The sequence below is a fragment of the Flavobacterium sp. LB2P53 genome, assembly GCF_003970305.1.
In the GTDB taxonomy this organism is placed as follows: Bacteria; Bacteroidota; Bacteroidia; order Flavobacteriales; family Flavobacteriaceae; genus Flavobacterium.
The window spans coordinates 97,376-120,514 of record NZ_RYDG01000008.1; the positions used below are offsets into that span (position 1 = coordinate 97,376).

Below are 23,139 nucleotides of genomic sequence, written 5' to 3' on the forward strand. Positions count from 1 at the left end.
TAAAAAACGATAAAAAAGGATTTTCACTTTAATCGGGGCTATGCTTTATGTTTTCAAAATTACTTTGGATTGTTTATTACCCTTTTTTATTCAACCGTAATCCGAACATCATTTATCACAGGAATAGTATCCACTTCTTTAAAATAATCAATCAGTATATTTCGTAGTTTGTACTCTAAATCAAATTTTTGAACTCCTTTTTTAAAGAAATTCATATTGTCACCACCATTTGATAAATAATCATTGGTTCCTACATAATAAATAGTTTCTTGCTGAACAGGGTTTCCTTGAACCAATATATTTTTTGGAAGATTGTTTTTGTCAATAGTAAAGGTTAATCCAGCTAATGGATGCGGTTTTTTTTCAGCAATAAGATAGGAAACGATTTCAAGGATTTGTTCTCCTTTTAGCGCAATAACGACCAGACTGTTTTCAAAAGGCATAATTTCAAAAGCCGTTCGGGCGGTGACATTCCCTTTTGGAAGTATAGAGCGAATCCCTCCGCTATTCAGTAAACAAATGTCGATATTCTTTTTTTCTCTAGCTTGAAACACAACATTACCTCGTTTTAACGAGACATCGGCCATCAGATTACCAATTGTAGTTTGCCATTTTCCAGAACTCTTGTCTAATGTTTCCGGACAATACGCAAGGACACTATCTAAATCTTTATTGATGTGTTCCCGATACGGTTTGATGAAATTTTCAATTTGCAGGGCTTGTTTTCCTATGGGGTCTGTAGTAGAGACTTGATTTTCTTTTTCAGTGACAGGAATTCGTTTTCCTTCAATTTTAGTAACATAGTAATTTTGTTTGCTGCACGAAGCAACAAATAAAAATGTTAAGAATATAACAAAAAGTTTAGAAACGTCGTTATACTTTTTTAGATTTACCATTTTAAATGCAACTTAATTAATTAATTTTGTAATCAAGTAAAAGTACTATGTTTTTAAATTATATAAAGAATTTTTTTGTAAAAAAAACATTAAAAAACAGCTTTCAGAATTTAAAAAGTAATGGATCTGTGGCTGGTGTGCAAACAATTGGTTTAGTCGTTGATACTACTGGTTTTGCTGAGACTGAATTGCTGGTAAAGGAAATTTTATCCTATGGAATTTTGCCTGAAAACATCAAAATTATTGTTTATAACGATAAATTAAAACAAATTAGCGAAAAAAAATATCCTATATTTAGTGCTCGAGATCTCAATTGGAAAGGACAAATTGCATCCACGGAGGTTAATGCTTTTAGCAATGAAAAATTCGATTTATTAATAAGCTATTACGATATAGAAAAAGCAATTTTATTGCAAGTTACCCATAATTCAAAAGCACAATTCAAGGTTGGTTTTTCATCCATAGACCAAAGATTAAATCATTTCATGATTAAAACAGAGGTTAATAGTTACCGTATTTTTTCAAGTGAGTTATTCAAATATTTAAAATTATTAAACAAAATATAAAATAATATGCAATTATTAATAGGAACAGGTGTTGCTCTTGTAACTCCTTTTAAACAAGATTTTTCAATAGATACCGAAGCTTTAAAAAGAATTGTACATTTTTCTATCGATGGAGGAATTGAATATTTGGTAGTATTGGGTACCACTGCAGAAAATGCAACTTTGTCTCCAGAGGAAAAAGAATTGGTCATCCGTACTGTAATCGAAGCTAATAATGGCACTTTGCCCTTAGTGCTTGGAGTAGGAGGTAATAATACCTTAAAAGTTGTTGAAGAGTTAAAAACAAGAGATTTAACTGCGTTTACGGCAATACTTTCCGTTTCTCCGTACTATAACAAACCGACTCAGGAAGGGATTTACCAGCATTTCAAGGCTGTTGCTGAAGCCTCTCCCATTCCAGTGATTTTATATAATGTTCCGGGAAGAACGGCAAGTAATATGTTGCCTTCGACTGTTTTGCGTTTGGCAAATGATTTCGAAAATATCGTAGCCATAAAGGAAGCAGCAGGAGATCTTGTTCAGGCAATGCAATTATTGAAAAACAAACCAAAAGATTTTCTTGTAATTTCTGGTGATGATATGATAGCTTTACCAATGGTTTTAGCAGGTGGAGCAGGTGTGATATCAGTTATTGGTCAAGGTTTCCCTAAAGAATTTTCTGAAATGATTCGATTGGGCTTAAACAGAAAGACAGATGAAGCGTTCAAAACACAGTATCTTTTATCAGATTGTATTGACATGATTTTTGAGCAGGGAAATCCAGCAGGAATCAAACAAGTCTTTCTGTCACTAGGGATTTCTGAAAATACAGTGCGTTTGCCACTGGTAAAAGTAGATGATTCACTAGCAAATAGAATTGATCAGTTTGTAAAAAAAATGAATAAATAAGGATGAAAAAGTAGCATTTTTTTAAACAAAAAATATATTTTGAAGTCGCTAAATTAATAACTAAATTTGCCACCGAAACTTCGGTATGATTTGGTAGGTTGTTTCAGCCAAAGGAATCATGAAAAAAGTAAAAAAATGAAATCAAAGATTCACGAAATCTAAAAAACAATATTAAATGTTGAGTAAAAAAATAATATCTCTATTGCTTCTTGTAGTTTTTTTTAGTTCTTGTAACGAATACCAAAGAGCACTAAAAACCGAAGATGTAGCTGTCAAGTTTGAAATGGCGACTAAATTATACGATACAGGAAAATTTTCTAAAGCAATTCGTATTTTTGAGCAGATTGGCCCAGCATACAGAGGAAAGCCTCAAGCAGAAAAATTGTTTTATATGTTTGCGCAATCCTATTACAAGACAAAGCAATATTATTTAGCAGGATATCAATTTGAAAGCTTTGTTTCAGGATATCCTAAAAGTGAAAAAATACAAGAAGCAGCTTATTTAGGGGCAAAAAGTTACTCTATGCTTTCTCCTTCTTATAGTCTAGATCAAACGGACACGAACAAAGCATTGGATAAATTACAACTGTTTATTGATAGTTATCCAAACTCAGAATATATGGCTGACGCCAATAGTTCCGTTAAAGTGCTTAGCGAGAAAATACAAAAAAAAGTATTTGAAAATGCTAAAGGATACCATACGATTTCTGATTTCAAATCAGCGATAATTGCTTTAGATAATTTTGTTGCAGATTATCCAGGAACACCACTAAAAGAGGACGCATTGTTTTTTAAATTAGATTCAGCTTACCAACTGGCAATAAATAGTGTTCCTGCAAAAATGGAAGAACGTTTGAATGTTGCAAAAACAGCGCAAGCAAATTTGATAAAATTTAATGCTGAAACGAAATATATAAAAGTAGCGAACCAAATGTTAGCTCAAATAGAAAAAGATTTACAAAAATTTACTAAATAAATAAAGTCATGGATTTAAAAAAGACGAATGCTCCAGTAAATACAATAACATATAATAAAACTGTTATTGAAGAACCTACTGGTAATGTGTATGAAGCAATAACCATTATGGCTAAAAGAGCAAACCAAATCAATTCAGAAATTAAAAAAGAATTGACAGAGAAATTAGAAGAGTTTGCAACATATAATGATAGTCTTGAAGAAGTTTTTGAAAACAAAGAACAAATTGAGGTTTCAAAATTTTACGAAAAACTGCCTAAACCACACGCTTTAGCAGTTCAAGAATGGTTAGATGGTAAAATTTACCACAGAGACTCTAATAAATAATAAATGCTATGTCAGTTTTAAACGGTAAGAAAATTTTACTAGGAATTTCTGGTGGAATTGCAGCCTATAAAACCGCTTCATTAGTACGACTTTTCATAAAAGCAGGTGCACATGTCCAAGTGATAATGACACCTGCTTCTAAGGATTTTGTAACCTCTCTTACATTATCTACGTTATCCAAAAATCCGGTTTATTCTAGTTTTTATAACCAAGACAATGAAGATGAAAAATGGAACAATCATGTTGAATTGGCACTTTGGGCTGATTTGATGATTATTGCGCCAGCTACAGCAAATACATTGTCTAAAATGACAAATGGTATTTGTGATAATCTATTGATTGCAGCCTATTTATCCGCAAAATGTCCCGTGTATTTTGCTCCTGCAATGGATTTAGATATGTACAAACATCCTTCAACTATTGCTAATTTTTCCTCTTTGACACAATTTGGTAATACAATAATTCCTGCCGAAACAGGCGAATTGGCAAGTGGATTGTCCGGAGAAGGTAGAATGGCGGAACCAGAGAATATCGTGGCTTTTATTGAGGCGGATTTAAACAATAAATTACCTCTTAAAGGGAAAAAAATATTAATTACTGCGGGTCCTACTTATGAAGCAATCGATCCCGTGCGTTTTATAGGAAATCATTCTTCGGGTAAAATGGGTTTTGATATAGCAATTAGCGCTGCTAATCTAGGTGCTTCAGTAATTTTAGTAAGTGGACCAACACATTTTACAGTTTCAAATTCCTTGATTGAAGTTATTAATGTAGTCTCTGCCGAAGAGATGTATCTAGCCTGCCACCAGAGGTACGCTGATGTAGATGTTGCCATTGCAGCAGCAGCAGTTGCGGATTATAAGCCCAAGAATGTAGCTAAACAAAAAATTAAAAAGGCAGCTGATAATTTTGTAATTGAACTCGAGAAAACCAAGGATATTTTAGCTTCTTTGGGAACGCTGAAGAAAAATCAGTTTCTGATTGGTTTTGCTTTAGAAACAGAAAATGAAATCGAAAATGCAAAGCTGAAAATTCAGAAAAAAAACTTAGATTTGATCGTTTTGAATTCCCTTCAAGATCAGGGTGCCGGTTTTGGAAAACCAACGAATAAAGTTACTTTTATAGACCAGTTTTTTAATCTTGAACCAATGGAATTAAAATCGAAAGAGGCTGTTGCGGATGATATACTAAATAAAGTAATAGCGCATTTTGAAAAACTAAGGTAGTGCATGACAATCTATAAGTAAATAACGGTTGTGATTTATAGTGATAGATAAAAAAACAGAAATCTACAGATGAATAAAATATTTACTTTTGTGCTGCTTTTTATTTTTGGAGGTGTCCAAGCACAACAATTGAATTGTACTGTAACGGTTGATGCACAGCGATTGAGTGTTACCAATCAACAAGTTTTTAAAACCTTGCAAACCTCGATCAGTGAGTTTGTAAACAAAACAGATTGGACTGGTCAAACAGTGAAGCAAAATGAAAAAATTAATTGCTCAATTTATATTACTGTTTCTGCTAATAATTCCGATCAATTTATAGCCACCATCCAGGTACAATCATCCCGTCCGGTTTTTAATTCATCGTACACTTCACCAGTTTTAAATTATAACGACAAAGATTTTAGTTTTCGGTATACTGAGTTTGAAAATTTAATTTTTAACCCTACCAGTTTTGATTCTAATTTAGTTTCGGTTCTTTCTTTTTACAGTTATGTCATTTTAGGAATGGATGCGGATACTTTTGTGATGGAATCCGGAAATCCTTATTTTGAAACTGCTCAGAATATTTTAAATGTAGCACAGCAAGGAGGATCAAAAGGATGGAGTCAGGCCGATGGAAATCAAAACCGTTATTTTTTGATAAATGATATTTTATCCCCGGCATTCAAACAAGTTCGGCAAACGATGTTTGAGTACCATTCCGGATTAGATTTGATGAATCAGGATTTAAAAGAGGCTAAAGAAAAAATAAAAGGATCTTTAATTGATTTAGCTAAGTTAAATGCTTCAAGACCTAATGCGTTTTTAACCCGTGTCTTTTTTGATGCTAAATCAGATGAAATTGTAGCTGTATTTTCAGGTGGTCCTAGTATCACAATTTCAGATTTAGTTGATAATCTAAATAAAATTTCTCCTTTGAATTCTAGCAAATGGGCACTGATACACTATTAATTAGCGGCCAGATTTTAATTTAATCCCCGGTTCCAATAAAAAAAACAAATAAATGATAACGTCACTTTCGATAAAAAACTATGCTTTAATAGAAAAATTGACAATCGATTTTTCAAAAGGTTTCTCAACAATCACTGGAGAAACTGGTGCAGGAAAATCAATAATTTTAGGTGCATTGGGGCTTGTTTTAGGAAAAAGAGCCGATTTGACTTCTCTAAAAAACAAAGAAGAAAAGTGTATTATTGAGGCTCATTTTGAAATTTCTAAGTATAATTTACTTCCTTTTTTTGAAACAAATGATTTAGACTATGAAAATGACACTATAATTAGACGCGAAATCCTGCCTTCAGGAAAATCAAGAGCGTTTGTTAATGACAGCCCCGTAAATCTTCAGGAATTGCAGGAATTGAGCTTATTCTTGATTGATATTCATTCGCAACAACAAACTCAAGAACTTTCGGATGAAAATGTACAGTTTGAAATTATAGATGCTATTGCCACAAATAAAAATATAATTCTGGAGTATCAGTCGCTTTTAAAAAAATATAAATCGGATAGATCCAAATTAAATTCGTTACTGAAAAGACAAAGCGAATCTAAGAAAGAGCAGGAATACAATACTTTTTTATTGGAAGAATTGGTAGCAGCGCAATTAAAATCAGGTGAACAAGAATCTCTTGAGGCTGATTTTGAAAAATTAAATAATGTTGAAATTATCAAGGAATCTATTGATAAATCTTTGGCTATAGCCAATGAAGAACAAATGGGTGTGATGCATAATTTGAATGAAATTAAGGTTTCATTACAAAAAATTGCTGTTTTTTCAGCGGATTACCAATCTTTGTTAGAAAGAATTACAAGCGTAACGATTGAATTTGAAGATGTTTTGGAAGAAATGAATCGTTGTTCTGAAAAATTGATCAATGATCCGGAACAATTGGATTTAATTAGTCAAAAGCTTCAGGTGATTTTTACCTTGCAAAAGAAACATCAGGTGTCATCTGTGGATGAACTACTTCAAATTCAGATGAATCTAGAAAATTCAGTATTAGAATTAGGAAATATGGAAGAAGAGATCGCTGCACTGACGCTTTCTCTAAAGCAAAAAACCGTTGAATTAGATGTTTTTTCAACTACAATTCATACGAATAGATTGAATTCGATTCCAGTTTTATCCCAAAAGTTGATTGCGATTTTAGAAACTTTAGGAATGCCTAATGTGCGCTTTAAAATGGATGTAAAATCAACTGAAACCTATTTTCAAAACGGAAAAGATGAGCTTCAGTTTTTATTTTCGGCCAATAAAGGGACGGATTTTGGTTTGTTAAAAAAAGTAGCTTCTGGTGGAGAAATGTCAAGGATTATGCTTGCTGTTAAGGCGATATTGGCACACTATTCAAAATTACCAACATTAATTTTTGATGAAATTGACACTGGTGTTTCCGGAGAAATAGCCATTAGAATGGGGGAAATTATGAAAGAAATGAGTCAGCAAATGCAAATTTTTGCAATTACGCATTTACCCCAAATTGCGGCAAAAGGGAATGCTCATTTCAAAGTGTTTAAATCGACTGTTGGCGAGGATACGCAATCTGAATTGAAGCTTTTAAATAACGATGAAAGAATTGTTGAAATCGCGCAAATGTTATCTGGAACAATCGTTTCCGACTCAGCCTTAAATCATGCCAAAGCCTTGTTGAACTAAAGAAATGCCTTATATTTGTCAACTTAAAAAGATAAATAAATAAAGATAAACTTAGTTATGTGTTTAATCTATTACCGATTAAACGTTTAACCAAATAAACAATAGAATTATGATTATAGAACCTAGAATGAGAGGATTTATTTGTACGACATCACACCCAAAAGGATGCGAGCAAAATGTAAAAAATCAAATAGAATACATACAATCAAAAGGCGCAATCAACGGAGCTAAAAATGTATTAGTAATTGGGGCTTCAACCGGTTTTGGTTTGGCTTCCAGAATTACAAGTGCTTTTGGTTCTAATGCAGCAACTATTGGTGTATTTTTTGAAAAAGCTCCTTCTGAAGGAAAAACAGCTTCACCAGGTTGGTACAACTCTGCAGCTTTTGAAAATGAAGCGCATAAAGCAGGTTTGTATGCAAAAAGTATCAATGGAGATGCTTTTTCGAATGAAGTAAAGCAACAAACATTAGATCTTATAAAAGCTGATTTAGGTCAAGTGGACTTAATAATCTACAGTTTAGCTTCTCCCGTTCGTATGCATCCTGTAACAGGAATATTGCATCGTTCTGTTTTGAAACCAATTGGTGGTACTTTTACCAATAAAACAGTTGATTTTCATTCTGGTAAAGTTTCTGAAATTTCAATTGAGCCTTGCACTGGTGATGATATAGAAAACACAGTCGCCGTTATGGGCGGGGAAGATTGGGAGATGTGGATTGATGCTCTAAAAGCTCAAAATCTATTAGCTCCAGGCGCTACAACTGTTGCTTATTCCTATATTGGGCCATCATTGACTGAAGCCGTTTATAGAAAAGGTACAATTGGTCGGGCCAAAGATCATCTTGAATCGACTGCATTTGCAATCACGGACAGTTTAGCAGCTATTGATGGAAAAGCATTTGTTTCTGTAAATAAGGCATTGGTTACACAAGCAAGTTCTGCAATTCCGGTTATTCCATTGTATATTTCTTTATTATATCGAATAATGAAGGAAGAAGGTATACACGAAGGATGTATTGAGCAAATTCAGCGTTTGTATCAAGAACGATTGTTTACCGGCAATGAAGTTCCTGTTGACGAAAAAGGAAGAATTAGGATTGATGATTTAGAGATGCGTCCTGATGTTCAGGAAAAAGTAGCTAAATTGTGGATGGAGGCTGTAACTGAAAATTTATCCGAAATAGGAGATTTAGTAGGATACAGAAAAGATTTTTACAATTTATTTGGTTTTGACGTGGATGGTGTAGATTACAAAGCGGATACAAACGAAGTGGTAAACATTAAAAGTATTTCTTAATTATTGTACCTTAAAATAGTATTTATAAAACCATCAATTAATAGTTGATGGTTTTTTTATGGATAACCATTATATTTGTTAAAATTTTAAAGACCTAAAAACAGACTACTAATACCTCATTTTGATTTATGTTATTTTCCTTAATAATCCCAGTTTACAATCGCCCAGACGAAGTAGATGAACTTTTAGAAAGTTTGTCTCATACAACCTATAAAGAGATATTTGAAATTGTAATCGTAGAAGACGGTTCTGCTTTAGTGTGTCAGGATGTTGCTCAAAAATATGGAGACAGACTTGATATTTCCTATTATTACAAAGAGAATTCAGGACCTGGCGATTCCAGAAATTATGGAATGAAAAAAGCCAGAGGGGATTACTTTATCATTTTTGATTCGGATTGTATTATACCTGAGCAGTACTTGTCTGAAGTTGATACGGCTTTAAAGCAAAATTATGTAGACTGTTTTGGAGGACCGGACAAGGCTTTAGATAGTTTTTCAGACATCCAAAAAGCAATTAATTTTGCAATGACTTCTTTTTTAACCACAGGAGGAATTAGAGGCGGTTCTGAAAAAATCGATAAGTTTCAGCCCCGAAGTTTTAACATGGGGCTGTCTCGCAAAGCTTTTGAAGCGTCCAAAGGTTTTGGAAATATTCATCCAGGAGAAGATCCTGATTTGTCAATTCGTTTGTGGAACTTAGGTTTTGAAACCACACTTTTCCCACAAGCATTTGTATATCACAAACGAAGAATCGACTGGGATAAGTTTTCAACTCAGGTAAATAAATTTGGAAAAGCACGACCAATTCTTAACAGTTGGTATCCAAAATACAATAAGCTTACTTTTTTCTTTCCTTCGGTTTTCATCATTGGATTTTTCTTTTCAATTGTATTGTTGTTAATTTTTAATTTTGATTATCTGCTTCAGTTGTATTTTATTTACTTTTTGGTATTGTTCTTGGTCTCTTCTTACCAGAATAAGAGCCTTAAAATAGGTTATTTATCATTAATAGCGGTTTGGAAACAGTTTTATGGTTACGGTTTAGGTTTCATAAAATCCTATTATAAAGTTATTATTTTAAGGCAAAAACCACAAGAGGCTTTTCCCGAATTATTTTTTAAAGTGTAAGATGACAAAAATCATTGGTTTAACCGGAGGCATAGGAAGTGGCAAAACTACCCTTGCAAAATATTTTGAATCATTTGGGATTCCCGTTTATATTGCGGATGAGGAGGCCAGAAAAATGATGGAATCTGCTGTAATTTTAAAAGCCATAAAAAACGAATTTGGGAGCTCTGTTTTTGAAATTAACCTGTTAAATAGAGAAAAATTAGCTAAAATCGTATTTGAGGAACCTGAAAAATTAGAAAAACTCAATGCTATTATTCATCCGGCAGTAAAAAAACATTTTGATCAATGGATTTTACAACAAGAGACGGCGCCGTTTATTATCTATGAAGCGGCTATTTTATTTGAAAGTGGGCGTGATAAAGAATGTGATTTTATTATAACGGTTACAGTACCGTTAGAATTGAGAATTCAAAGGGTAATTGCCAGAGATAAATCAAACCGAGATCTTGTTTTGAAACGAATAAATTCACAATGGACTGATAAACAGAGAATTGACAAAAGTGATTTTGTTATTCATAATGTTTCACTTGAAACAGCAAAGCAGGAGGCAAATGAAATTCTTAAAATATTAAAGATTGTATAAAAACAAGCATAGTTGTTAATGTTTGGTTAATCTATTATTTAATATATTGTTAAAATACTAAATTTGTTTTGATGAATAAACTTTTTTTTAGATTACTTGTTTTATTAATGAGCTTGTCCTTAATAGGGATAATTTTAGTTCAGGTATATTGGTTCAATACCTCGTTTAAAAATAATGATGAGCAATTTAAGTTTCATGTTAAGCAAGTTATTGGTAATGTGGCGAATAATCTTCAAAAACAAGAAGAGTATAATTTTTATGACAAAATAAATCATTACAAGGATAGTACCGGAAAAGTTCCTAAAAAGGACGATATATTAGAGTTTTATTACGTTCAGAAAAATCCAAGAACAAACGAAACTATTATATACTCAAACAGTATAATTTCTGAGAATTACAATATTTCTCCTACGTTCTTTGATAAGAAATTTGATAGTGAAAAATTCAAGAATTTTAGTTCTAAACGCGTTACAGAAGTGTATAACAATAATTCTATTGACAAATTAGGTGGGAATCAAAGTTTGATTCCAGATATTAGAATTGAAAAAGAAGGAAATTTAGATATTTTAGACAATGCTCTTTTTAAAATTTCAGCAAAAGATGTATTGTCAGCAATGCCGCTTGAGGAACGTGTTTCGAGCAGTGTTTTACAAAAATTAATCAAGAAAGAATTAGAAGAACACGGTATTGAAACAAAATTTGAATTTGGTATTTACAGCAATAATTTAGCGACTAAAATCAAATCAAGCGAGTTTAAATATGATAAAGATGCTACCTATTCTATTCCGGTATTTATTGATAATGAAGGAAGCAGTAAGTATGATTTGTTGGTTACATTTCCGCTTAAAAAGAAATTTTTATTGTCGGAACTCGTAAGTATTACCGTACTTTCAATTGTTTTTACTCTAATTATTTTGATTGCGTATTCAAGTGCATTGAATCAATTGATCCGGCAACGTCAAATTTCTGAAATTAAAAATGATTTTATTAATAACATGACGCACGAGTTTAAAACTCCAATAGCCACAATTAATTTAGCATTAGATGCGATACGAAATCCAAAAATAATAGATGATAAGGAGAAGGTTTTACGATACCTTCAGATGATTAAAGACGAGAATAAACGCATGCACGCCCAGGTAGAGAATGTATTAAGAATTTCTAAACTAGAAAAGAAAGAACTGGACATTATCAAAGAGACGCTCAATGTACATGACATTATAAATGATGCTATTGAACATGTAAATCTAATTTTAGAAGATAGAGAAGGAACCATTAGAAGTCACTTTGGCGCTTTAAGAACTACCGTATTACTCAACGATGTTCATTTTACCAATGTGATTGTCAATATTTTAGAAAATGCTATAAAATATTCACCTAATGTGCCAGAAATAGACATTTTTACTGAAAATGTAAAAGATATGGTTATTATCAAAGTTAAAGATAACGGTTTAGGAATGAGTAAAATAGCTCAAAAAAGAATTTTTGAAAAATTTTATAGAGAACATACCGGCGACATTCATAATGTCAAAGGGCATGGATTAGGTTTAGCGTATGTAAAAAGAATTGTAGATGACCACAACGGTCAAGTATATGTAGAAAGTGAAAAGGGAAAAGGGAGTACCTTCATAATAAAATTACCATTAATAAATTAGAATATGGAAAATGTAAATAAGAAAATACTTTTAGTGGAAGATGACCTGAATTTTGGTGCGGTTTTGAAAGATTATTTAATGCTAAATGATTTTGACGTCACTTTAGCCAAAAATGGAATGGAAGGTTTCGAAAAATTTAAAAAAGATACTTATGATTTGTGTATTCTGGATGTAATGATGCCTTACAAAGATGGTTATACTTTAGCAAAAGAAATCAGAGAAAAAAACAACGAAGTTCCAATTATCTTTTTAACTGCAAAATCGATGAAAGAGGATGTGTTGAAAGGCTACAAAGCGGGTGCGGATGATTACTTAAATAAACCTTTTGATTCAGAAGTATTGTTGATGAAAATCAAAGCGATAATTCAAAGAAAATCATCAGATACCAGAGCAGAACAAGTACAATTTGAATTTAATATTGGGAAGTTTTATTTAAATTCAAAACTTCGTTTTTTAACTTTTAATACTGAAGAGCCAATTAAATTATCTCCAAAAGAAAATGATTTGTTGAAGATGTTGATTCTTCATGAAAATGATTTGATGCCAAGAGAATTAGCCTTGACAAAAATATGGAGAGATGATAATTACTTTACATCCAGAAGTATGGATGTTTATATAGCAAAACTGAGGAAATACCTTAAACTGGATGAAGATGTTGAAATTTTGAATATCCACGGAGAAGGATTTAGATTAGTTGTAAAAAATAAAGTAGCAGAATAAGTAGCTATAAGCCTCAAGAAATTGAGGCTTTTTTTATTTTAAAAATATTTATTTCCAGTTTAATTGCAAAGCGAAATTGGTTTTTTCTTCTTTTGTAATACTAAAAATAGTTTCATTTTTAGAAATAGTTTCATGAATAATTACGTTATCCTTTAGAGATAATTCTTTTAGGAAATTCATTTCGAAACTAATAATTTCCTGATTCAGGATTAGTTTTTCATCAACCAGATCCAAACACCATTCCAGATATTTGACATTATTAACATGATTTACAATGTCTAAATCCGATAAGAAAATGGTTTTTTCAAAAACTATTTCTTTCTCCTGATTGAAATTAATTTTAGAAAAACCTTCATGAGTAGCTTTTTTTTCTGGATATACTTCAAAATGCTCGAACGGCAACGCCAATGCTTCCGGCCGTCTTTTTTTAGTATTGAATACAGCCCAGAAAGTCTCTGAGCCCACAATTTTTTCTCCATTTACATGCATTTCCAGCGCCCGTACTGAACGGGAATTCTCTAAGGAATTGATCCAGGTTTTTACCGTTACGACATCTCCGGATTTAGGTAATTTAGTAACTTCAACACGCATTCTGCTCAAAACCCACGCTTGATTAAATTCCTGCATGTCCGTAAAACTGATTCCACCAATTTCTGAATGTGCAGCTGCTGTTAATTGTAATATAGAACACAAATCAGTGTATTTTAAAAACCCGTTTGGAGCACATTGTGTAAAATTGATTTCCCAGTCTTTGCTAAGAATAGATGTGAAGTTAGGTGAAATGGGCATATTTATAGATTGTAATTATTAGTAATGGGTTTAAAAAGGCTTTTTTGTTGTACTTCTTTTGTTTATAGGGATTGTTAAAACAAAACATTTTATAAATAATAATAATGACCGCTAATTATATTCGAAGTATAGGTTTTTTATTAGCGAATTAGTGGTTAAATTTTTTTGATCGTCGTCAAATAATGATATTTTTATTTTTTTGAATTGATGTACTTCACAATCGTTTCATAAGGAGTTTCAAAATCAAACCATTTGGTGTTTTCATTTTTTTTGAACCAAGTGAGTTGACGTTTTGAGAATCGGCGGGTATTTTTCTTTATTTCTTCAATGGCAAATTCTAATGAAATTTCCCTGTCAAAATAACGGAATAGTTCTCTGTAACCCACTGTTTGCAAGGCGTTCAATTCTTTATTCTGGAATAACGTTTTTGCTTCCGCTAATAAACCCTCGTTCATCATGGCATCTACACGTTGATTAATTCGGTTATAGATACCCTTTCTGTCGGCTTCTAAACCAATTAAAATAGGAGTGAAGTTGCGACTGTTTTGCTTTTGATTTAAAAAAGAAGAATATGGTTTTCCGGCACCAATACATACTTCTACGAAACGCATCATACGTTGTGGATTTTGTAAGGTTTGAGAATTCTCGACAGTCAAAGTTTTGTAATAATTAGGATCTAAAACTTCGAGTTTTTGTTGCAAATACCCAATTCCCAGTTTTTCATAATTCAGTGTTATTGCTGAGCGAACTGTAGGGTCTATTTCTGGAAATTCATCAAAACCTTTTAGGATTGCGTCTACATATAATCCCGAACCACCAACTAGTATAGCATAATCATTGGTCAGAAATAATTCGTCCAGTTTTGCAATGGCTTCTTTCTCGAAATCACCTACGGTATAATTCTCGAATATGGATTTGTTTTGGATGAAATGATGGGTAGCTGTTGCTAGCTCGGCTTGGTTTGGAACTGCGGTTCCGATGGTCATTTCCTTGAAAAACTGTCGGCTGTCACATGACAGGATATCGCATTTAAAATAATTAGCCAAAATGATGCTCAAGGAAGTTTTTCCTATCGCTGTGGGTCCGATAATGGTGATTAGGTATTTCATAGTTTTTAGCCCAGATGGAAACGGAAACCCCAGAGGTATTGCAGTTTTTTTTCTTGGTGTAAAAGAGCGACCGGAGGAAGCTCCTTTTAAGCCTTAGAAAAACAACTGGAATAACGAGGAGTTGCAGTGTACAGCTGGAATTGCTTCAAATTAATAAATTATAATTCGGTGCCACAATGGTAGCAGTATTTTGCATTATATTCATGACCGTCAGTTCCGCAAACGGTGCATGGATTAATTCTTTCGGCTCTTGGTTTTTTACGGTTGCTGTTTGCAAATTCAGCTGAAACGATACCCGTAGGAACGGCTATTATTCCATATCCCATGATCATTACTACTGATGCTATAGCTTGGCCTAATGGTGTGATGGGCGATATGTCACCGTAGCCAACGGTTGTGAGTGTTACAATGGTCCAATAAATGCTGGTGGGAATGCTGGTAAAGCCGCTTTCTTTACCCTCTACCACATACATAACGGAGCCTATCAGGATGCTGCTGATCAACATGAAATAGATAAAAATTAATATTTTTCCTCTACTGGCAATTAGCGCTTCTTTTAGGTGAGTGGATTGACTGGAGAATTTTGGATGTTTCAATATTTTGAACAATCGCAGTAATCTCAAAGCCCTTACCACAGTTAAAACGCTTGTTCCAAAATAAAACAAGGACAAATACATAGGTAAAGTGGCAATCAAATCAATGATTCCATAGAAACTGAGAACGTATTTGACAGGTTTTTTTATAGATATAATTCGAAGAATGTATTCTAAGGTAAAGAAAATCGTAATGACCCACTCTAGGATAATGAGTTCTTGGTGGTATTTTGTATCGAAACCTTTTACGGTTTCAAGCATCACAATTACAACACTTAACAAAATTACTCCTAAAAGTACTAGGTCAAACATGCGCCCGGAAGCCGTATTTGTGCCATAAATAATGACATTGGTTTTTTGTCTGAAAGTGTCAAATTTTGACTTTATTCGGTGCATAATTATGGATGGATTGATAGCATACGATTAGAATTTTAACGTTTTCAAGGTTTTATTGCTTCGTATGTGCCCTTGGATAATATTTTTAGTGTCCCGGTTATTTTGCATCGGAATGAGGATGTTTCTCAGTATTTCGATATTGTTGATTTGATAATTTAAATCATAAAAAGCATAGCCTTTGTAAATTCCGTTTTCGATCAAAACGGCAGATCTTTCGCTGATGGTTCTGCCTTTGTCAATCAATATCATATTTTGATTTTCGAAACTATTTTTATCGACAAAAGTAAGAACTCTGATATTGTATTCTTCAGGTGAAACTTTGCTAATACAAGCGCCGTCACATTCTTTTATAGTGTATTGAAAACAGTTGGTTTTAGAAACATACAAACCAGTTAGTTTTTGACATAAATTATAATGAGAAGTAATTCTGAATAATGCGTTTTTACCCTCTTGCAGGGAGGAAAAGGATGTGATTTCTTTTTTGCGTCCATCTGCTTTTTGAAGCTTTAGGTTGAGATACCCATTTTTATCTTTTTCAGCATAGAGTGCCAGTTGAAAAATACTTTTTCGCTGTGCTCTGTTATATATGGGTTTGTTGATTTTTATTTCCTCGCTTTCTTTTAATAATGCGATCAATTCACTTCCGGTTTCATCATAGGTTACGGAAAACACTTCTGCTTGAATTTTCTTGCATTTTGTAGAAGTTCCTGTAAAATGCTGATTGATTCGTTTTTTTATGTTTCGGCTTTTGCCAATGTAAATTAGATTTCCTTTCTCATTATGAATGTAATAGACACCTGTTTTTGCTGGTAATCCGGACACAATATCCAGTAATTTTGGAGCGATTCCTTTTTCGATTTCCAGCTTTATAAAATCTTTTACAATTTCTTTCTCTAAATCTTTTTCTAAAAGAATTTTGAATAATTTGACTGTTGCTAAAGCATCACCACTGGCTCTGTGGCGGTCTGCCATTGGGATTCCAAGCGCACGAACGAGTTTTCCTAGGCTATGGGACGGTTGTTCCGGCAATAATTTTTTTGATAATTCAACCGTACAAAGTGTTCTGGCTTCAAAATCGTATCCTAATCGTCTGAATTCGGTTCGTAAGATTCTGTAATCAAAAGAAGCATTATGAGCCACGATAATACAATCGTTTGTCATTTCGATGATGCGTTTTGCTACTTCAAAAAACTTGGGAGCAGATTGCAACATGGCATTATTAATACCGGTAAGTTTAACTACAAAAGGTTGAATTGGGATTTCCGGATTTACCAAACTAATGAACTGATCCACGACCTCATGTCCATCAAATTTATAGATAGCGATTTCAGTGATTCCCTCTTCGTTGAATTGTCCTCCAGTGGTTTCTATGTCTAGTATTGCGTACAAAATAAGTATTCAGTGTTCAGTTTTTAGTATTCAGTTTTGAAGTAGAGATTTTTAAATCTGAAATGCTTCGCCAGTTCGCTACCGCTCGGGTCAATATTCGTTAATCTCAAATCAAAAGTCAATTTCTTCCTCCAAAGATACTACTTCCAATGCGAACCATCGTACTTCCACATTCAATTGCAAGTTGATAATCACCGGACATTCCCATAGAAAGAATGGTAAATTGTGAATTTTGAATTTTGAATTGATCAAAAATAGATTTCAGATGGGTGAATTCTTTCTTGATTTGATCTTTCTTGTCTGTAAAAGTTGCCATTCCCATTAATCCAACGATTCTAATGTTTTTTAATTCCTGGAATTCGTTTGAGGATAGGAGTGAAGCAAGTTCTTCTTGGTCAAGACCAAATTTAGTTTCTTCTTCGGCAATATGCATTTGTAATAAACAATCAATAATTCTATTGCTTTTTAGTGCTTGTTTGTTGATTTCCTGTAGCAATTTCAAACTATCCACACCGTGAATCAAGCTCACAAATGGCGCCATAAATTTGACTTTATTGGTCTGAACATGGCCTATCATGTGCCATTGAATGTCTTTTGGCATTTGTTCCCATTTCTCCGCCATTTCCTGGATTTTATTTTCTCCAAAAATGCGTTGACCGGCCTCATACCCTTCCATTAAATCCGAAACAGGTTTGGTCTTTGAAACCGCAACTAAGGTTATATGTTCCGGTAAAGTGGATTTTATTTGGAGTAAATTATTTTTTATTGGCATTTTAATGTTTAAATTTTAATGTGTTAAAGTTCATACACGACTAATCCGCTTCTAAACTTTGGTTCAATATACGTACTTTTTGGAGGCATTATTAAATTGGCATCGGCCAAGGCTTTTATTTCTCCAATATTGGATGGAAATAATATGAAACCGATTTCAAATTCTCCTTGATCAATTTTGTTTTTTACTTCCAATACGGATTGTTTTCCTGAAAGGTATTCTATTCGCTCATCATTGCGTAAATCTTCGATGGCAAGAATAGGCAATAACACTTTTTTGTATAAAATTTGTGTGTCTAAACTATCCAAAGCCGTTAAGAAAACTTCATTTTCTTTTCGTAAAATTAAGCTATAAAATTCATTGTCCAGATACATTCCGAATTGATGCTTTTGAGAAGGCTGAAAAGGCTGCTGAAATTTGTTTGTAACAATGAAATTCTTTTCTAATTCCTTTATCAAATTTTCTTTCGAGAAACCGTTTAAATCTTTTACCAAGCGATTGAATTCATATATTTTGACATTGTTTTCAGAAATTAAATAGCTCAGAATATGATTTTTGGCTGCGTTGTCTGGATCATCATTTTCCTCGGATAATAATTTTAAGGCTTCGGTACGGTGATGGCCATCTGCAATATAAAGACTATCTGTTTTTTCAAAAATGTTCTGAAGCCAATTGATTTCTAACGCATCTTCAATTTTCCATAAGTAGTGAATTTCTTTTTTGGTGGTTGAAAACTCAAAATCGGCTAATTTTTGGGTACAATTAAAAATCCAGTTTTCAATCGTTTTATTATCCGGATAGGTCATCAAAACCGGTTCCGTATTGAACTCAGAATATTTCATGTAGTCTTTTAATAATCGGACTCTGAAAGCGATAATATCTTCGTGTTTTTTGATGATATTGTTGCAATAATCAGCTACACTAGTACCTACGATAATTCCGGTAAAAGAGTGCTTTTTAGTTACAATTTTATGAATATAAATCGCGGGTTTTTTGTCTTTTACTAAAATTATTTCATTTTTGAAATCCTCATATTTTTGATGTACTTGGCGGTATCTTTTTTCAAAAGAAACAGTTTCCTGATTGGTGTAAGCAGGTTTTAGTATGTGCAAAAAAGACAACGGATTGAAATCCAATTGCGCCGCTAATTCCGCATTTACATATTCTTCATACGAACGGCAAGTAACAAGGCAAACCTTATCACGAGTGGGACGAACAGCTTTGAAAGGGACAATTTTAGCCATAATAATATAAAAAGTGAAAAGTGAAAATCTGAGAATTTAAAGGTATTAACTTTAGGCCCTCAATTTTTAAACATTACAATTATATAAATTGTTTAGAAATCTTCTCGGCTTTTTTGCTTCCAGAATAATCGTAAAAACCTTCCCCTGATTTCACACCCATTTTTCCGGCACGAACCATATTTACCAATAACGGACAAGGTGCATATTTTGGGTTTTTAAAACCGTCGTACATCACGTTCAAAATGGCTAAACATACATCAAGACCAATAAAATCTGCTAGTTGCAAAGGTCCCATCGGGTGTCCCATTCCAAGTTTCATCACCGTGTCAATTTCATAAACACCAGCCACTTTGTTGTATAAAGTTTCGACAGCTTCGTTAATCATGGGCATCAAGATTCTATTGGCAACAAAACCAGGATAATCGTTGACTTCAACAGGCGTTTTTCCTAACTTCTCGGAAAGATTCATGATGATTTTTGTCACTTCATCAGAAGTATTATAACCACGAATAATTTCCACCAGTTTCATTATTGGCACCGGATTCATAAAGTGCATACCGATAACGCGTTCCGGATGTGCCACAACGGCTCCAATTTGAGTAATTGAGATAGAAGAAGTATTAGTTGCCAAAATTGTATTATGAGAACAAGCTTCGTTCAATTGCTTGAAGATATTCAGTTTTAATGCTACATTTTCAGTGGCCGCTTCAATCACTAAATCAACCCCTACAACGCCATCTTTGATATCCGTATAGGTGATTATGTTAGTAATCGTCTTAGCCTTGTCTTCTTGGGTGATACTTCCTTTTGCAATCATTCGGTCTAAATTAGCGGCGATAGTGGCCATTCCTTTATCCAATGATTGTTCTGAAACATCTATTAATTTTACGGTAAAACCACTTTGTGCAAAGGTGTGAGCAATTCCATTCCCCATTGTTCCTGCTCCGATTACGGCAATTGTTTTCATTCTTATTTTGGATTAAAATAGTTTAATATTTATGTAAAAATTATTTTTTAAAACAATCAATAATTTGATACGCAACACGAAGCGCTTCAGAGGCTTGTTCCAATGTCACAATTGGTGTTGAATCAGTATTTATGGCATCTGCAAATGATTCCAGTTCATCCAGAATAGCATTGTTTTGTTCTACATCTGGATTGGAAAAGTAGATTTGTTTTTTTACACCTTCCGCATTTTGTAAAATCATATCAAAATCGCCTGGAACTTCCGGAGCATCTTTCATTTTTACAACCTCACATTTCTTTTCTAAGAAATCTACGGAGATGTAAGCGTCTTTCTGGAAAAAACGAGATTTACGCATGTTTTTCATCGAAATTCGGCTCGCTGTTAAATTAGCAACACAACCGTTTTCGAATTCGATTCTTGCATTAGCAATATCGGGTGTATCACTGATAACTGAAACACCGCTAGCACTAATATTTTTTACTTTTGATTGTACAACACTCAAAATGGCATCAATATCATGAATCATCAAATCTAAGACTACAGGAACATCAGTTCCGCGAGGATTGAATTCAGCCAGACGATGCGATTCAATAAACATAGGGTTTTCGATCATGTTTTTGGTAGCGATGAATGCTGGATTGAAACGTTCCACATGCCCCACCTGACCTTTAACATTATATTCTTTTGATAAAGCGATAATTTCTTCGGCCTCTTCGACCGTATTTGAAATAGGTTTTTCAATAAAAACATGCTTACCGGATTTGATGGCTACTTTGGCACATTTGTAGTGAGAAAGAGTTGGGGTAACAATATCGATTACATCAACGGCATGAATAAGGGTGGCAATTGTGCTAAAATGTTTGTATCCAAATTCTTTAGAAACCTTTTCGGCGTTCTCTTGATTTGGATCATAAAATCCCACTAATTCATATTTTTTAGATTGTTGTAATAAACGCAAATGTATTTTTCCTAGATGGCCAGCACCTAATACTCCAATTTTCAGCATAATGATGTAATTTTTACAAAAATAACAATAAAATGATTAATCTATTATTGATACCGGACAATTCTTCAGTTAATTTAAAATTTAAAATCCAACATTTGAATTCAGAAATTGTTTTCTATTTTTACCAAAATAAAACAATAAACTTTGAAAGACACAGGCAAACATCAAGGACTTCGGAATCAATTAGTAAGCGTTTTAGAGCAAAAAGGAATTACTGACAAAAGTGTTTTGGAGGCGATAAAAAAGATTCCAAGACATTTATTTTTAAATTCCAGTTTTGAAGATTATGCCTATCAAGACAAAGCATTTCCTATTGCTGCAGGCCAAACGATATCGCAACCGTACACTGTTGCTTTTCAATCCCAATTATTAGAAGTCAAAAAAGAACACAAAATTTTAGAAATAGGAACAGGTTCAGGGTATCAAACAGCTGTTCTATGCCTTTTAGGTGCCAAAGTATTTAGTGTAGAAAGACAGAAAGAATTGTTTAAGCAAACCTCAATTTTATTTCCAAAACTGAATATTAGGCCCAAATATCTCTCTTTTGGAGATGGATACAAAGGATTACCAAATTACGCTCCTTTTGATAGTATTATAGTAACTGCAGGCGCTCCGTTTATTCCGCAACCGTTGATGGCGCAACTCAAAATAGGAGGAAGGCTAGTTATTCCACTAGGTACAGAGGTGCAGATTATGACCTTATTAATCAGAAAAAATGAAACTCAATTTGAGAAACATGAGTTTGGAGAGTTTCGATTTGTTCCTTTATTAGAAGATAAAAATTAAAACAAAACCCCGCCAAGCAGCGGGTTTTTATTGACCAATAATGGTTAAATACCGCTCTAAACTTTCTTTTTCTATTTGAGCAATGAATAACAAAAAATCTTCTTTGTTGTTTTTAGTTTGTGCAGTTTCCAGTGTTTGATAATAGCGCATTCTACTTTCATAATCCCCTTTTATATTGGCAATTATGTAACCATGCTGCAATAAAACCAAGTTCATGACTAAGCGCGAAGTCCTGCCATTTCCATCAATAAAGGGATGAATAGTAACCAAGCGTTCATGCATTTCGGCAGCTAAAATTATCGGATGTAAGGTTGATTTATTAGTTTCATACCAAATAAAAAAATCTTCCATTGCTTTGGCGACTAAAAAAGGTTGTGGAGGCACGTAACTGCTTCCTTGAATCATCACCTGGACTTTTCTATAGCTACCTGCATCTTCGGGTTGAATTCCTCTCAAAATAAGATTGTGGATAGAAAGAACTTCTCGTTCCTTTATAGCAGTATTTTTTTGCATTAAATCTTTGATATAAGCAATGGCTTCCTGATGATTAATGACTTCCAGATGTTCCCGCATACTTTTTCCAGAAATCGTCAAACCTTCATTGATAACTAAATCCGTTTCGCGTAAAGTCATTGTGTTTCCCTCGATGCGATTACTTTCAAACGTATATTCTAGCTCTAATGCTTGTGCAATCCGATAGCTGTCAAATTGGCGAAACCCATCCAGTTGTATCTTCAAAGTATCTATTTCATCTAAAATTTTCTGAAGAGTTACCGATAATTTTTTCTTTATTGGTTTGCTTTGATATCTAATTTCTTGCTCTGCAACCAATAATGCTTTTAGAGCAAATTCATCCTGACCAATTTCATAAAGAATTTTTTCTTTAAGCCAAGCGACCATGATTGTTTCTAAATCTATTTCTAGTAAAGATGCTAATTTTACGACTTGGTCTCTTGTAGGTTTTCTAGTTCCACTTTCAAACTTACTAATTAAGGCTTGATCAATTGCTAAAAGTTGTGCGACTTCTCTAGTTTTGAGTCCTTTTTGTTCTCTTGCGTTTTTGAGTAGTGTTTTCATTTTAAAAAAAAATGCTTTAAATTGTCTTGACAAATTTAGTCATTTTTTATAAATAAAAATAATAATTAATACATTACTTTCTT

Annotated in this window: 23 protein-coding genes; 13 read left to right on the top strand and 10 right to left on the bottom strand. The window is 33.2% G+C overall.

Features of this window, described 5'->3' with window-relative positions; translation table 11 throughout:
- Positions 1 to 86: 86 nt before the first annotated feature.
- On the bottom strand, positions 87 to 896 hold the full coding sequence (locus tag EKL95_RS11025) for a 5'-nucleotidase C-terminal domain-containing protein (RefSeq protein WP_126564223.1): 810 nt from the start codon (positions 894 to 896) through the stop codon (positions 87 to 89).
- Between the two features lie 47 nt (positions 897 to 943).
- Here EKL95_RS11025 and EKL95_RS11030 point away from each other — a divergent pair, with 47 nt between their 5' ends.
- From EKL95_RS11030 to EKL95_RS11085, 12 genes are all read left to right on the top strand, one after another.
- Entirely contained in the window at positions 944 to 1,462 is a 519-nt protein-coding gene (locus tag EKL95_RS11030; RefSeq protein WP_126452446.1) for a DUF6913 domain-containing protein, read from the top strand.
- 6 nt (positions 1,463 to 1,468) lie between these two features.
- Positions 1,469 to 2,350, top strand: coding sequence for a 4-hydroxy-tetrahydrodipicolinate synthase (dapA, locus tag EKL95_RS11035; protein ID WP_126462933.1), 882 nt, complete (start codon positions 1,469 to 1,471; stop codon positions 2,348 to 2,350).
- Between the two features lie 175 nt (positions 2,351 to 2,525).
- A complete protein-coding gene (locus EKL95_RS11040) occupies positions 2,526 to 3,326 on the top strand; it encodes an outer membrane protein assembly factor BamD (RefSeq protein ID WP_126462931.1) in 801 nt (266 codons plus the stop codon).
- A gap of 8 nt (positions 3,327 to 3,334) precedes the next feature.
- Entirely contained in the window at positions 3,335 to 3,652 is a 318-nt protein-coding gene (locus tag EKL95_RS11045) for a DNA-directed RNA polymerase subunit omega (protein ID WP_026709525.1), read from the top strand.
- Positions 3,653 to 3,660: 8 nt separating this feature from the next.
- Positions 3,661 to 4,878 carry a bifunctional phosphopantothenoylcysteine decarboxylase/phosphopantothenate--cysteine ligase CoaBC gene (coaBC, locus tag EKL95_RS11050; RefSeq protein WP_126564224.1) on the top strand — a complete coding sequence of 406 codons (1,218 nt, stop codon included), beginning with the start codon at positions 3,661 to 3,663 and terminating at the stop codon, positions 4,876 to 4,878.
- Positions 4,879 to 4,947: 69 nt separating this feature from the next.
- Positions 4,948 to 5,832, top strand: a complete 885-nt coding sequence (locus EKL95_RS11055; RefSeq protein WP_126562406.1) for a DUF4835 family protein — start codon at positions 4,948 to 4,950, stop codon at positions 5,830 to 5,832.
- A 52-nt stretch (positions 5,833 to 5,884) separates the two neighbouring features.
- Positions 5,885 to 7,537, top strand: coding sequence for a DNA repair protein RecN (recN, locus tag EKL95_RS11060; RefSeq protein WP_126562403.1), 1,653 nt, complete (start codon positions 5,885 to 5,887; stop codon positions 7,535 to 7,537).
- 109 nt (positions 7,538 to 7,646) lie between these two features.
- Entirely contained in the window at positions 7,647 to 8,837 is a 1,191-nt protein-coding gene (fabV, locus tag EKL95_RS11065) for an enoyl-ACP reductase FabV (protein WP_126462923.1), read from the top strand.
- Between the two features lie 128 nt (positions 8,838 to 8,965).
- Complete coding sequence (locus EKL95_RS11070; protein WP_126452432.1) at positions 8,966 to 9,967, top strand: glycosyltransferase; 1,002 nt, start codon at positions 8,966 to 8,968, stop codon at positions 9,965 to 9,967.
- A 1-nt stretch (position 9,968) separates the two neighbouring features.
- The gene (gene coaE, locus EKL95_RS11075) at positions 9,969 to 10,553 is read left to right on the top strand and encodes a dephospho-CoA kinase (RefSeq protein WP_126462921.1); all 585 of its coding nucleotides are present in this window, start codon (positions 9,969 to 9,971) and stop codon (positions 10,551 to 10,553) included.
- 71 nt (positions 10,554 to 10,624) lie between these two features.
- Positions 10,625 to 12,208 carry a sensor histidine kinase gene (locus tag EKL95_RS11080; RefSeq protein ID WP_126462919.1) on the top strand — a complete coding sequence of 528 codons (1,584 nt, stop codon included), beginning with the start codon at positions 10,625 to 10,627 and terminating at the stop codon, positions 12,206 to 12,208.
- Positions 12,209 to 12,211: 3 nt separating this feature from the next.
- Positions 12,212 to 12,928 carry a response regulator transcription factor gene (locus EKL95_RS11085; RefSeq protein WP_126452426.1) on the top strand — a complete coding sequence of 239 codons (717 nt, stop codon included), beginning with the start codon at positions 12,212 to 12,214 and terminating at the stop codon, positions 12,926 to 12,928.
- 48 nt (positions 12,929 to 12,976) lie between these two features.
- Here the strand turns inward: EKL95_RS11085 and EKL95_RS11090 are convergent, their stop codons facing one another.
- The 8 genes from EKL95_RS11090 to EKL95_RS11125 all read right to left on the bottom strand — a co-directional run bounded on the left by EKL95_RS11090 (position 12,977) and on the right by EKL95_RS11125 (position 21,193).
- The gene (locus EKL95_RS11090) at positions 12,977 to 13,717 is read right to left on the bottom strand and encodes an acyl-[acyl-carrier-protein] thioesterase (RefSeq protein WP_126462918.1); all 741 of its coding nucleotides are present in this window, start codon (positions 13,715 to 13,717) and stop codon (positions 12,977 to 12,979) included.
- Positions 13,718 to 13,908: 191 nt separating this feature from the next.
- Entirely contained in the window at positions 13,909 to 14,826 is a 918-nt protein-coding gene (miaA, locus tag EKL95_RS11095; protein WP_126462916.1) for a tRNA (adenosine(37)-N6)-dimethylallyltransferase MiaA, read from the bottom strand.
- Positions 14,827 to 14,984: 158 nt separating this feature from the next.
- Entirely contained in the window at positions 14,985 to 15,815 is an 831-nt protein-coding gene (locus EKL95_RS11100; protein WP_126553639.1) for an ion transporter, read from the bottom strand.
- 27 nt (positions 15,816 to 15,842) lie between these two features.
- Positions 15,843 to 17,204, bottom strand: coding sequence for an exonuclease domain-containing protein (locus tag EKL95_RS11105; RefSeq protein WP_126564225.1), 1,362 nt, complete (start codon positions 17,202 to 17,204; stop codon positions 15,843 to 15,845).
- A 118-nt stretch (positions 17,205 to 17,322) separates the two neighbouring features.
- Positions 17,323 to 17,976 carry a YggS family pyridoxal phosphate-dependent enzyme gene (locus tag EKL95_RS11110; RefSeq protein ID WP_126553643.1) on the bottom strand — a complete coding sequence of 218 codons (654 nt, stop codon included), beginning with the start codon at positions 17,974 to 17,976 and terminating at the stop codon, positions 17,323 to 17,325.
- 23 nt (positions 17,977 to 17,999) lie between these two features.
- Complete coding sequence (locus EKL95_RS11115; protein ID WP_126462905.1) at positions 18,000 to 19,220, bottom strand: DUF1015 domain-containing protein; 1,221 nt, start codon at positions 19,218 to 19,220, stop codon at positions 18,000 to 18,002.
- 79 nt (positions 19,221 to 19,299) lie between these two features.
- Positions 19,300 to 20,187: a 3-hydroxyacyl-CoA dehydrogenase family protein gene (locus tag EKL95_RS11120; protein WP_126553648.1), complete on the bottom strand. Its 888-nt coding sequence runs from the start codon at positions 20,185 to 20,187 to the stop codon at positions 19,300 to 19,302.
- A gap of 40 nt (positions 20,188 to 20,227) precedes the next feature.
- Entirely contained in the window at positions 20,228 to 21,193 is a 966-nt protein-coding gene (locus EKL95_RS11125) for a Gfo/Idh/MocA family protein (RefSeq protein WP_126462899.1), read from the bottom strand.
- Between the two features lie 144 nt (positions 21,194 to 21,337).
- Here EKL95_RS11125 and EKL95_RS11130 point away from each other — a divergent pair, with 144 nt between their 5' ends.
- On the top strand, positions 21,338 to 21,979 hold the full coding sequence (locus EKL95_RS11130) for a protein-L-isoaspartate(D-aspartate) O-methyltransferase (RefSeq protein WP_126462896.1): 642 nt from the start codon (positions 21,338 to 21,340) through the stop codon (positions 21,977 to 21,979).
- Between the two features lie 27 nt (positions 21,980 to 22,006).
- Here EKL95_RS11130 and EKL95_RS11135 read toward each other — a convergent pair whose 3' ends face one another.
- Positions 22,007 to 23,056 carry a Fic family protein gene (locus EKL95_RS11135; RefSeq protein ID WP_126462893.1) on the bottom strand — a complete coding sequence of 350 codons (1,050 nt, stop codon included), beginning with the start codon at positions 23,054 to 23,056 and terminating at the stop codon, positions 22,007 to 22,009.
- Positions 23,057 to 23,139 lie beyond the last annotated feature (83 nt).

What these genes read in the sequence shown, in the direction of transcription:
- EKL95_RS11025 (WP_126564223.1), bottom strand. Translation starts at nt 896, where the DNA reads ATGGTAAATCTAAAAAAGTATAACGACGTTTCTAAACTTTTTGTTATA.
- EKL95_RS11030 (WP_126452446.1), top strand. Translation starts at nt 944, where the DNA reads ATGTTTTTAAATTATATAAAGAATTTTTTTGTAAAAAAAACATTAAAA.
- dapA (WP_126462933.1), top strand. Translation starts at nt 1,469, where the DNA reads ATGCAATTATTAATAGGAACAGGTGTTGCTCTTGTAACTCCTTTTAAA.
- EKL95_RS11040 (WP_126462931.1), top strand. Translation starts at nt 2,526, where the DNA reads ATGTTGAGTAAAAAAATAATATCTCTATTGCTTCTTGTAGTTTTTTTT.
- EKL95_RS11045 (WP_026709525.1), top strand. Translation starts at nt 3,335, where the DNA reads ATGGATTTAAAAAAGACGAATGCTCCAGTAAATACAATAACATATAAT.
- coaBC (WP_126564224.1), top strand. Translation starts at nt 3,661, where the DNA reads ATGTCAGTTTTAAACGGTAAGAAAATTTTACTAGGAATTTCTGGTGGA.
- EKL95_RS11055 (WP_126562406.1), top strand. Translation starts at nt 4,948, where the DNA reads ATGAATAAAATATTTACTTTTGTGCTGCTTTTTATTTTTGGAGGTGTC.
- recN (WP_126562403.1), top strand. Translation starts at nt 5,885, where the DNA reads ATGATAACGTCACTTTCGATAAAAAACTATGCTTTAATAGAAAAATTG.
- fabV (WP_126462923.1), top strand. Translation starts at nt 7,647, where the DNA reads ATGATTATAGAACCTAGAATGAGAGGATTTATTTGTACGACATCACAC.
- EKL95_RS11070 (WP_126452432.1), top strand. Translation starts at nt 8,966, where the DNA reads ATGTTATTTTCCTTAATAATCCCAGTTTACAATCGCCCAGACGAAGTA.
- coaE (WP_126462921.1), top strand. Translation starts at nt 9,969, where the DNA reads ATGACAAAAATCATTGGTTTAACCGGAGGCATAGGAAGTGGCAAAACT.
- EKL95_RS11080 (WP_126462919.1), top strand. Translation starts at nt 10,625, where the DNA reads ATGAATAAACTTTTTTTTAGATTACTTGTTTTATTAATGAGCTTGTCC.
- EKL95_RS11085 (WP_126452426.1), top strand. Translation starts at nt 12,212, where the DNA reads ATGGAAAATGTAAATAAGAAAATACTTTTAGTGGAAGATGACCTGAAT.
- EKL95_RS11090 (WP_126462918.1), bottom strand. Translation starts at nt 13,717, where the DNA reads ATGCCCATTTCACCTAACTTCACATCTATTCTTAGCAAAGACTGGGAA.
- miaA (WP_126462916.1), bottom strand. Translation starts at nt 14,826, where the DNA reads ATGAAATACCTAATCACCATTATCGGACCCACAGCGATAGGAAAAACT.
- EKL95_RS11100 (WP_126553639.1), bottom strand. Translation starts at nt 15,815, where the DNA reads ATGCACCGAATAAAGTCAAAATTTGACACTTTCAGACAAAAAACCAAT.
- EKL95_RS11110 (WP_126553643.1), bottom strand. Translation starts at nt 17,976, where the DNA reads ATGCCAATAAAAAATAATTTACTCCAAATAAAATCCACTTTACCGGAA.
- EKL95_RS11115 (WP_126462905.1), bottom strand. Translation starts at nt 19,220, where the DNA reads ATGGCTAAAATTGTCCCTTTCAAAGCTGTTCGTCCCACTCGTGATAAG.
- EKL95_RS11120 (WP_126553648.1), bottom strand. Translation starts at nt 20,187, where the DNA reads ATGAAAACAATTGCCGTAATCGGAGCAGGAACAATGGGGAATGGAATT.
- EKL95_RS11125 (WP_126462899.1), bottom strand. Translation starts at nt 21,193, where the DNA reads ATGCTGAAAATTGGAGTATTAGGTGCTGGCCATCTAGGAAAAATACAT.
- EKL95_RS11135 (WP_126462893.1), bottom strand. Translation starts at nt 23,056, where the DNA reads ATGAAAACACTACTCAAAAACGCAAGAGAACAAAAAGGACTCAAAACT.